At 69.6% G+C, this 8,273-nt stretch carries 9 protein-coding genes; 7 read left to right on the top strand and 2 right to left on the bottom strand.

Annotated elements, in window-relative coordinates; translation table 11 throughout:
- The 4 genes from B4E30_RS00580 to B4E30_RS00565 form a co-directional block, all read left to right on the top strand.
- A partial coding sequence (locus B4E30_RS00580) for an amidohydrolase family protein (RefSeq protein ID WP_286793048.1) occupies positions 1–417 on the top strand: 417 nt, incomplete at its 5' end.
- A 98-nt stretch (positions 418–515) separates the two neighbouring features.
- Complete coding sequence (locus B4E30_RS00575) at positions 516–1,286, top strand: SDR family NAD(P)-dependent oxidoreductase (RefSeq protein WP_286793047.1); 771 nt, start codon at positions 516–518, stop codon at positions 1,284–1,286.
- 103 nt (positions 1,287–1,389) lie between these two features.
- Positions 1,390–1,995: a TetR/AcrR family transcriptional regulator gene (locus B4E30_RS00570; protein ID WP_286793046.1), complete on the top strand. Its 606-nt coding sequence runs from the start codon at positions 1,390–1,392 to the stop codon at positions 1,993–1,995.
- Positions 1,996–2,023: 28 nt separating this feature from the next.
- Positions 2,024–2,875, top strand: coding sequence for an NADPH-dependent oxidoreductase (locus B4E30_RS00565; protein ID WP_286793045.1), 852 nt, complete (start codon positions 2,024–2,026; stop codon positions 2,873–2,875).
- Between the two features lie 27 nt (positions 2,876–2,902).
- On the opposite strand, the gene B4E30_RS00560 is transcribed toward B4E30_RS00565, so the two are convergent.
- Both B4E30_RS00560 and B4E30_RS00555 read right to left on the bottom strand, forming a co-directional pair.
- The gene (locus B4E30_RS00560; RefSeq protein WP_286793044.1) at positions 2,903–3,583 is read right to left on the bottom strand and encodes a DUF4166 domain-containing protein; all 681 of its coding nucleotides are present in this window, start codon (positions 3,581–3,583) and stop codon (positions 2,903–2,905) included.
- A complete protein-coding gene (locus B4E30_RS00555) occupies positions 3,580–4,188 on the bottom strand; it encodes an SRPBCC family protein (protein ID WP_286793043.1) in 609 nt (202 codons plus the stop codon). Before B4E30_RS00555 ends, B4E30_RS00560 begins: the two co-directional genes overlap by 4 nt.
- 152 nt (positions 4,189–4,340) lie before the next feature.
- Between B4E30_RS00555 and B4E30_RS00550 the strand changes: the two genes are divergently transcribed.
- The 3 genes from B4E30_RS00550 (at position 4,341) to B4E30_RS00540 (ending at position 7,880) form a co-directional block, all read left to right on the top strand.
- On the top strand, positions 4,341–4,880 hold the full coding sequence (locus B4E30_RS00550; protein WP_286793042.1) for a YaeQ family protein: 540 nt from the start codon (positions 4,341–4,343) through the stop codon (positions 4,878–4,880).
- A 109-nt stretch (positions 4,881–4,989) separates the two neighbouring features.
- On the top strand, positions 4,990–6,489 hold the full coding sequence (locus B4E30_RS00545; RefSeq protein ID WP_286793041.1) for an aldehyde dehydrogenase family protein: 1,500 nt from the start codon (positions 4,990–4,992) through the stop codon (positions 6,487–6,489).
- Positions 6,490–6,491: 2 nt separating this feature from the next.
- Positions 6,492–7,880, top strand: coding sequence for an NtaA/DmoA family FMN-dependent monooxygenase (locus tag B4E30_RS00540; RefSeq protein ID WP_286793040.1), 1,389 nt, complete (start codon positions 6,492–6,494; stop codon positions 7,878–7,880).
- Positions 7,881–8,273: the final 393 nt, after the last annotated feature.

The raw sequence follows: 8,273 nt of genomic DNA, 5'->3' as shown, positions 1-8,273 counted from the left end.
GCCTCCCTGCTCGGCAAACTGCGATCGATGGATGCCGCCGCCATGGACTCGTGGCAGGTGATGCGCATGGCCACACGCGGCGGCGCCGCCGCCATCGGGCAGGGCGACCGGCTCGGGCAGGTCGCCGCCGGTTTCCAGGCCGACCTCGTCGCGGTGCGCACCGACACCCCGCGCATGACGCCGTTCCTGACCGACGGCGGCTACGCCAACATCCATCACAACCTCGTGCACGCGGTGCGCGGTTCCGACGTCGACATGACGATGGTCGCCGGTGAGGTGGTCGTGCGCGGCGGCGAGCTCGTCACCGCCGACGTGGCCGAGCTCATCGCCCGCGTGCGCAGCCTGGTGCCCGGCCTGTTCGAGCGCCGGCAGGAGTGGCTCGACGCCCACGGCGACCCCGAGGGCCTGTTCCACTGAGGTCGAGGCTGCATTCACGCGCCGGGCTGTACGCACCTGATTTACAGGCGTAGCTTATGAGTGGGCTCATGCCCTGGACAGACTCAAGGAGCAATCGCATGGATATCAAGGACTATCGGATCATCGTCACCGGCGGTGCGAGCGGCATGGGCGCCGCCACGGTGCGCAACTACGTCGCGGCGGGCGCGAACGTCGTGAGCATGGATGTCGCCGAGGAGGCGGGGCAGGACGTCGTCGCGGCCGCCGCCGGACCGGGGAGCGCCACGTTCATGCGGCTGGATGTCTCGAACGCCGCCGATGTCGAGGCCACGTTCGATCTCGCCGCCGAGCGTCTGGGTGGTCTGGATGTGCTCGCGCACCCGGCGGCGATCCAGCGGTCCGGCGATGCCGCGAGTGTCACCGTCGACGACTGGGACGCGATGTTCGCCGTCAACGTTCGCGGCACGATGCTCGCCAACCAGGCCGCATACCGCCTGATGGCACCGAACAAGCGCGGATCGATCATCAACTTCGGCTCGATCTCGGGTCTGCGTCCCGAGGCGGTCGCACCCGCCTATTCGGCTTCCAAGGGCGCCGTGCACTCCTGGACGCGAACGGCAGCCGCCGCGTGGGGACCGGATGGCGTGCGGGTGAACGCCATCCTTCCCGCCATCGCGACGCCCATGTACGACGCCGCGATCGCGCGGCTGGACGACGAGGGACGCACCGCGAACTACTGGATGAACGAAGCGTCGATCGCCCTCGGCCACGCGTACGGCGACCCCGACCGTGACCTCGGCCCGGTGATGGTCTTCCTTGCCTCGGAGGCGTCGCGATTCATCACGGGGCAGCTGCTCCCGGTCGACGGCGGCCAGGCGTCCGTTCGCTGACGGACGGATTCCGCTCGGCGGTGCGGCGCATGAAACGATCTCCTTCATGACCGAGCGCCGCACCAGCCGAGCGGCCGCCGAGGACCGTTCTGAGCCTCGTGCGATGCGGACGCGCGCGCGTGTGCAGGAGGCGATTCTGGCGGCCGCGTCGGCGGGAGACATCGCCGACTTGACGGTGGCGGAGATCGCCCGACGCGCCGATGTGCATCGCGTGACGTTCTACAAGCACTGGGAGACCGCCGCGGCGGCCGTCACCGACGCGTTCACGCAGCTCGTGGATGAGCTCGCGGAGGTGACCTTCGATCAGGCGGACCCGCTCGCCGACCCGGGCAGGGTCGCCGATGCCTACCGTGCCGCTCTGGACCGACAGGTGCGTGAGATCATCGAGCGCCGTACGACCTACCGCCACCTGTTCGCCCTCGCCGGCGGAGCATTCGCGGCATCGGTCGAATCCGCCCTGCGCGCTCGCGCGGATCTGGTCGTGGCAGAGCTCGCCCGGGCGGGCACCGACGTTCCCGGCGCCGCAGACGGCACGGCAGCCGCGTACGTCGCCGCCGGGGTGACGGCGGCGCTCCGCGAGCTGGCGCGGTCGGACGCCACCGACGTTCCGGCGGCGGCCGCAGCCATCGAAGCGCAGCTGCCTCGCTGGTGGCCCGCCCCGTCCAATCCTCAGCCGCCAGCGGCGATCGAACGCTCGCGCCGGGAATAACCACCGACGGTCGAACGTCGTCATCGACATGACCACTTCACCCTCGACGACCTCGACGACCCCCGACGCCGACGCCATCGACGAGAGCCTCGGCGCGCGATACGGCGACGCCGCGCCCGACACGATCGAGTCGGTGAACGACGTCATCGCGCTGCAGCTGCGCCATCGATCGGTGCGGCAGTTCACGTCGGAGGACGTCTCCGACGACGCGGTCACGGCCATCGTCGCCGCGGCGCAGTCGGCGTCGACGAGCTCGAACATGCAGTCGTGGTCGGTCATCGAGATCCGCGACCCCGAGCGCAAGGCGGCGGCATCCGAACTCGCCGGCGACCAGGAGTTCATCCGGCAGGCACCGGTCTTCCTCGTGTTCATCGCCGACTGGGCGCGCAACCGCGCCATCGCGAAGCACCACGATCAGCCCGATGCCGGCATCGACTATCTCGAGAGCACGCTCGTGTCCTTCGTGGATGCGGGTGTCGCCGCGCAGAACGCCGCGATCGCCGCCGAGTCGCTGGGTCTGGGCATCACCTACGTCGGATCCGTGCGGAACAACCCCATCGCCCTCAGCGAGCTGCTCGAACTGCCCGCCGGGGCGTTCCCGGTCGCGGGGATGGCCATCGGGCATCCGCATCCCGACGACGCGGCCCGGGTCAAACCGCGGCTGCCGCAGGACATCGTGCGCCACCGCGAGACCTACACCACACCCGCGGACTCGGCGATCGACGCCTACGACGACGCGCTCTCGGCGTACTACGCCTCGCAGGGCAGCGCGCGGCCGTGGTCGCCGACCGTGCTCGCCCGCGTGCGCGACGAGGCGAGCCTGCGCGGTCGTCACGTGATGCGCGAGGCCCTGGAGCAGCGCGGCCTCCCCTCGAAGTAGAGGACGGTGCTGCGGCGCTCGCGCCGGTCAGAGACGGCGCTCGTGACGGATGGGCTTCAGGCGGTCCGGTGCGTCGCTCGCCTCGGGATACTCGCACGTGAACCAGCCCTCATACCCGAAGAGGAACCCGAAGAGCCGGTTGCGCACCTCCAGCGCGATGTGGAAGGCGCCGACCGTGTCGTCGTAGTGCTCGTGTAGCTCCGCGCGCCCCGAGAAGAGCATCGGGAAGCGGAACGCCACCGGGCCCTCGTAGAACCGCTGTGCGTCGGATCTCAGGATGAGGCCGCCACGGTCATCGACCTCGAGGTGCAGGTCGACGGCCAGGTGCTGGTGCGTTCCGAGGTAGTCGACGATCGTGCGACGCTCGGAGTCGAGCACCATGGTCGCGTCGAACCGTGCCGGCTTCGTCCGCGCACGGTATTCGCGCACGAACGTCACCGTCTCGCGACCGAGCGGGACACGGTACGGATAGTTCTCGACGATGAAGGGCACGTCCGTTCCGATGTCGGCGACGAGGATGTGGCGCAGTCGACCGATGAGCAGGAACGGGACGGTCCACCACGGCCCGCGCCGGATACGGGTCATCGTGCCGCGCCCGACGCACGCGTAGCCGGCGGCCAGGGAAACACCGAACCGGCGCTGCATCATCGGATGCAGCCGGTCGAAGTCGTCGCCGAGCGCAGCGCGGAAGATCGCGGCGTCGCTCACGCGATCGTCACCTCCTGCAGGGTCTCGGGCGCATGGGACATAGCGCCCTTTGGAGGTGGCGTCGTACGGCACCGTGATGCTCGCGGCCGTTCGGCTCGCCAGAGGGCGAGCACCGACCGCAGCCTCCATCGCGGCTGAGCGTCTTCCGACTCCGCCCAGATGCGCAGCCGGTCGAAACTCCACGCCGTCATCCAGAGGATCACGGGCCGCATCGCGACATCCGCCAGACGACCCCAGCCTGGGTGGTAGTCGTAGCCGGTGATGAAGCGCACTCCGCCGCCGGTAGGGATGTATCGCCAGTACCCGCGGCCACGACGCAACGGCGACAGTCGGTCATCGGTTGAGAAACCGAGTGCAGAGGTCCGCGTGCCGTCGGCGCGTTCCTTCTCGCCCAGCGAGACACCGTCGCCGCGGATGACGTGAAACGGCAGGGCGCGTTCGTATCGGAATCGCGTGCGTCCGCTGTCATCCGTTCCGATCGGCTGGATCGCACTGAACCTCAGGTCCCAGTGCGGATGCAGCTCAGGGTCCTGCGTGAGCCGCCAGACGCGTTCGATGTCGGCGCGAATGAACGTCTCGATGTACAGCGGCCGCGCTTCGGTCATCGGGCCCCCTCGCTCAGCATCCTGCGAATCTATCGGTCCGCACACGTGAGCACGAGGTGCCAGTGGAAGCATGGGCCCATCATGGCTGGCGCCTTTCGACTGAAAGTCGTGCGGTCACGCTCCGCGCCGCTGCTCCGGCATAGGCTGACGGGATGGCTGCCGGCGCGACGATCCACACCTTCACCGTGACGCTGGCCGACGTGGATCGCGGGGTCTACGAGGATCTCTCGCTCCGGGTGGCGCGGCATCCGTCTGAGACCGACGTCTACATGCTCACACGGGTGCTCGCCTACGGTCTGGAGTTCGCCGAGGGCATCGCATTCACCGAGGGCATCTCGGCCACCGACGAGCCGGCCGTCGTCATCCGGGATGCGACCGGCTCGCTGACGGGATGGATCGAAGTAGGCGCTCCGGAGGCGGCGCGCCTGCACGAGGGCAGCATGAAGGCCGGCCGCGTCGCAGTCTACACGCACCGCGATCCGGCCAAGCTCGTCACCAGCTGGCAGGGCAAGCGCATCCATCGCGGGCCCGACATCCTGGTGCACAGCTTCGACCGCGGGTTCCTCGAGGCCGCATCCGCGCACGTCGAGCGCCGCACGACGATGAGCCTGTCGGTGACCGAGCGACACCTCTATCTGGAGCTCAACGGACAGGCGTTCTCCTCCGACATCCACTCCGTCGCCGCCGCCTGAGTCGTCGGGCGCGCGCCGTGAAACACGCACGAAACCTGATAGCTACAAGCAATCAATGATTGCTGTATAGCATCATGGGCATCCCCCGCTCCCGACGTGAGGTGCCCGCATGACTCCCCCCTCCGCACCGACGCTCCGCGACGGCGTCACGCGATTCCTCGCCGACGACCCCGGCCGACTGCTGATCGGCGGATCGTGGCAGGCCGCGGCATCCGGTACGACATTCGACACGTTCGATCCGGCAACGGGCCAGGTGCTGGCATCCGTCGCCCGTGGCGAAGCCGCCGACGTCGCGCAGGCCGTCGCCGCCGCACGCGACGCACTGCACCGCCCCGACTGGCGCGGGATGAGCCCCGCCGATCGCGGCGCGATGCTGTGGCGCATCGCCGACCTGATGCAGGAGCACCTCGACGACCTCGCCGAGCTCGAAACTCTCGACCAGGGCAAGAACCTGCGCACCTCGCGTTTCGGCGAGGTGCCGGCCGCCATCAACCAGTTCCGCTACTACGCCGGCTGGCCCACCAAGATCTTCGGGCAGACCATCCCCACGTCGATCTCGCGCACTCCCGCCGGCAGGGAGCTGTTCGCCTACACGCGTCGCGAACCCGTCGGTGTCGTCGGGGCGATCGTGCCGTGGAACTCGCCGCTGATCATGACCGCGATGAAACTCGCGCCGGCGCTGGCCGCCGGCTGCACCATCGTGCTCAAGCCCGCCGAGAACACCCCGCTGACCGCCGCGTTCCTTGGACGCCTCCTGCAGCGCGCCGGAGTCCCCGACGGCGTCGTCAACATCGTCAGCGGCTACGGCGCCGAAGCCGGACAGGCGCTCGTCGAGCATCCGGATGTGGCGAAGATCGCCTTCACCGGATCCACCACCGTCGGCAAGCGGCTCGTGCAGACCGCATCCACCGATCTCACCCGCCTCACCCTCGAGCTCGGCGGCAAGTCGCCCTCGCTGATCCTGCCCGACGCCGACATCGACGCCGCGATCGACGGCGTCTCACGCGGCATCTTCGACAACGGCGGCCAGGTGTGCGTCGCGAGCGCGCGCGTCTATGCGCACCGCGACGTCTACGACCGGGTCGTCGAGGGGATGGCCGCCGCCGGCGAGAAGCTGCGCCTCGGCCACGGACTCGACCCCGAAGCCGACCTCGGCCCGCTCGTGAGCACCCCGCAGGCCGAGCGCGTCGCCTCCCTCGTCGACGCCGGCGCGGCCGACGGGGCGCGCGTCGTCACCGGCGGCAAACGCGACGGCACCTTCTACACCCCGACCGTGCTCACCGACGTTCGTGCCGACATGCCGCTCATGCGCGAGGAGATCTTCGGGCCCGTCGCCGTGGTCACCCCGTTCGACGAGATCGACGACGTCGTCGCGTGGGCGAACGACTCCCGCTACGGCCTCGCCGCGAGCGTCTGGACCGAGGGTCTCAGCAACGGCCACCGCGTCGCCGCCCGGCTCGAGGCGGGGACCGTGTGGGTCAACTGCCACTCCTTTCTCGGACCCGAGCTCCCCAAGGGCGGCCACAAGGAGTCCGGCTGGGGCACCGAGAACGGCCCGCAGGGGCTGGAGAACTACCTGGAGACCAAGACCGTGGCGATGGTGATCTGACGATGAGCGACACGACCAAGCCGATCCTGCTGGGTGCGTTCGAGATGATGAACCCCAGCAACGGCATGCCCACCTGGACCGACCCTCGCGGCCGCGGCGACGACTGGGATCGCCTCGACTACTGGGTCGACCTGGCGACCATGCTCGACGAGTCGGGATTCGACTTCCTCTTCTTCGCCGACACCTACGGCTACGCCACGCTCGAGGGGAGGATGCCCCACGAGGTCGCCGCCCACGGCATCCAGTTCCCCGCCCTCGACCCGATGCTCGCGATTCCGGCGCTCGCCCGGGCGACCGAGAACCTCGGGTTCGTCGTCACTTCGCCCACGACGGTCGAGAAGCCCTACGCCACCGCGCGCCGGTTCGCCACGCTCGACCGGTTCACCGGCGGACGCATCGGCTGGAACATCGTCACCGGCAGCTCGCAGGCCACCACCGACGAGCTGTTCGGCGTGACGCAGAAGCTCACTCACGACCAGCGGTACGACGCCGCCGACGACTTCCTCGACACGTGTCTGCGGTTCTGGGAGCACAGCTGGGACGACGACGCCGAACTGCGCGACCGCGCGCGGCGCCTGTACGCCGACCCGGAGAAGCTGCACCGCGTCGAGGTCGACGGCGAGTACCAGCGCTCGCACGGCATCTTCGCCGTGCCGCCCACGCCGCAGCGCACGCCCGTGCTCTTCCAGGCCGGCACTTCCGACCGCGGCCGGGCCTATGCGGCGCGCAACGCCGAGGCGGTGTTCATCCAGGGCCAGTCGATCGCCTCTGCCGCCGCGCACGTTGCCGACATCCGCGCGAAGGCCGAGACACACGGCCGCGACGGCGCCGAGGTGAAGGTCGTCAGCGGCATGACCGTGACCGTCGCACCGACCACCGAAGAGGCACACGCTCTGCGCGCCGAGTACGAGGCACTCCTCGGCCTCGACGACGCCGCGGTCATGTTCGCCGGGATCACCGGAATCGACCTCACGGGCGTCGACCCCGACACCCGGCTGGTCGACCTGCGCACCGACTACGGACAGACGCTCGTCGACCGCTATGCCAAGAACGACCCGGATGTGCGGGTGCGCGGCGTGCTCGACCAGTTCCGCACCAAGGCGATCCGCGGGTTTCAGATCACCGGAAACCCGCAGAAGGTCGCCGACGAGATCGAGGCGATCATCGACGGATCCGGCATCGACGGCCTCATGCTCGAGCCGACCTTCGGCGGCCCCGACTCCTACCGCGCGTTCATCGACCTGGTGCTGCCGATCCTCGTCGACCGCGGACGCGCGAGCGCCCCGGCGCCCACGCTGCGCGAACGCTTCACCGGCCGCCCGCGGCTTTCGCCCAGCCACCGCGCCCATCGGCTGACGGCGAGCGCCGCATCCACCCCCGTGCCCGCCTGATCCGTGCTCGCCTCGCACGACGTCCACCCCCCTTTGCCCCTTGACCCCCGCCCCCGAGACCCCTGCTCCGCCCGACTCCCTTCGCCCCTTGACCCCGTCCACGAGACCCCGCCCTCGACCCGGTCCCCGAGACCCCTGCTCCGCAGTCACAAACTGCGGGTTCCTCCCCGCTACGGCCGCACAACATGACTGCGGAGCAGGTTGCACCCCCGCTCCGCAGTCACGAATTGCGGATGTGCCGCCGCAGCACCCGCACAACGTGACTGCGGAACGGAGCGGGACACCCGCGACCGCACCCCACGAGTAACGCCAGAGAGAAGAGACCGAATGAAAGCCGAAGCCGTCGAGGCGGTGATCCGGGGCCTCAAACGCGCCGGGGTCAGCGTCGCCACT

It is taken from the genome of Microbacterium sp. UBA3394 (assembly GCF_002358725.1).
Lineage (GTDB): Bacteria > Actinomycetota > Actinomycetes > Actinomycetales > Microbacteriaceae > Microbacterium > Microbacterium luteum.
This window is presented reverse-complemented; position numbering and strand designations above follow the sequence as displayed.

Bases quoted from the DNA above. Each gene is read 5' to 3' on its own strand.
- B4E30_RS00575 (WP_286793047.1), top strand. From the start codon at position 516: ATGGATATCAAGGACTATCGGATCATCGTCACCGGCGGTGCGAGCGGC.
- B4E30_RS00555 (WP_286793043.1), bottom strand. From the start codon at position 4,188: ATGACCGAAGCGCGGCCGCTGTACATCGAGACGTTCATTCGCGCCGAC.
- B4E30_RS00570 (WP_286793046.1), top strand. From the start codon at position 1,390: ATGCGGACGCGCGCGCGTGTGCAGGAGGCGATTCTGGCGGCCGCGTCG.
- B4E30_RS00540 (WP_286793040.1), top strand. From the start codon at position 6,492: ATGAGCGACACGACCAAGCCGATCCTGCTGGGTGCGTTCGAGATGATG.
- B4E30_RS00565 (WP_286793045.1), top strand. From the start codon at position 2,024: ATGACCACTTCACCCTCGACGACCTCGACGACCCCCGACGCCGACGCC.
- B4E30_RS00550 (WP_286793042.1), top strand. From the start codon at position 4,341: ATGGCTGCCGGCGCGACGATCCACACCTTCACCGTGACGCTGGCCGAC.
- B4E30_RS00545 (WP_286793041.1), top strand. From the start codon at position 4,990: ATGACTCCCCCCTCCGCACCGACGCTCCGCGACGGCGTCACGCGATTC.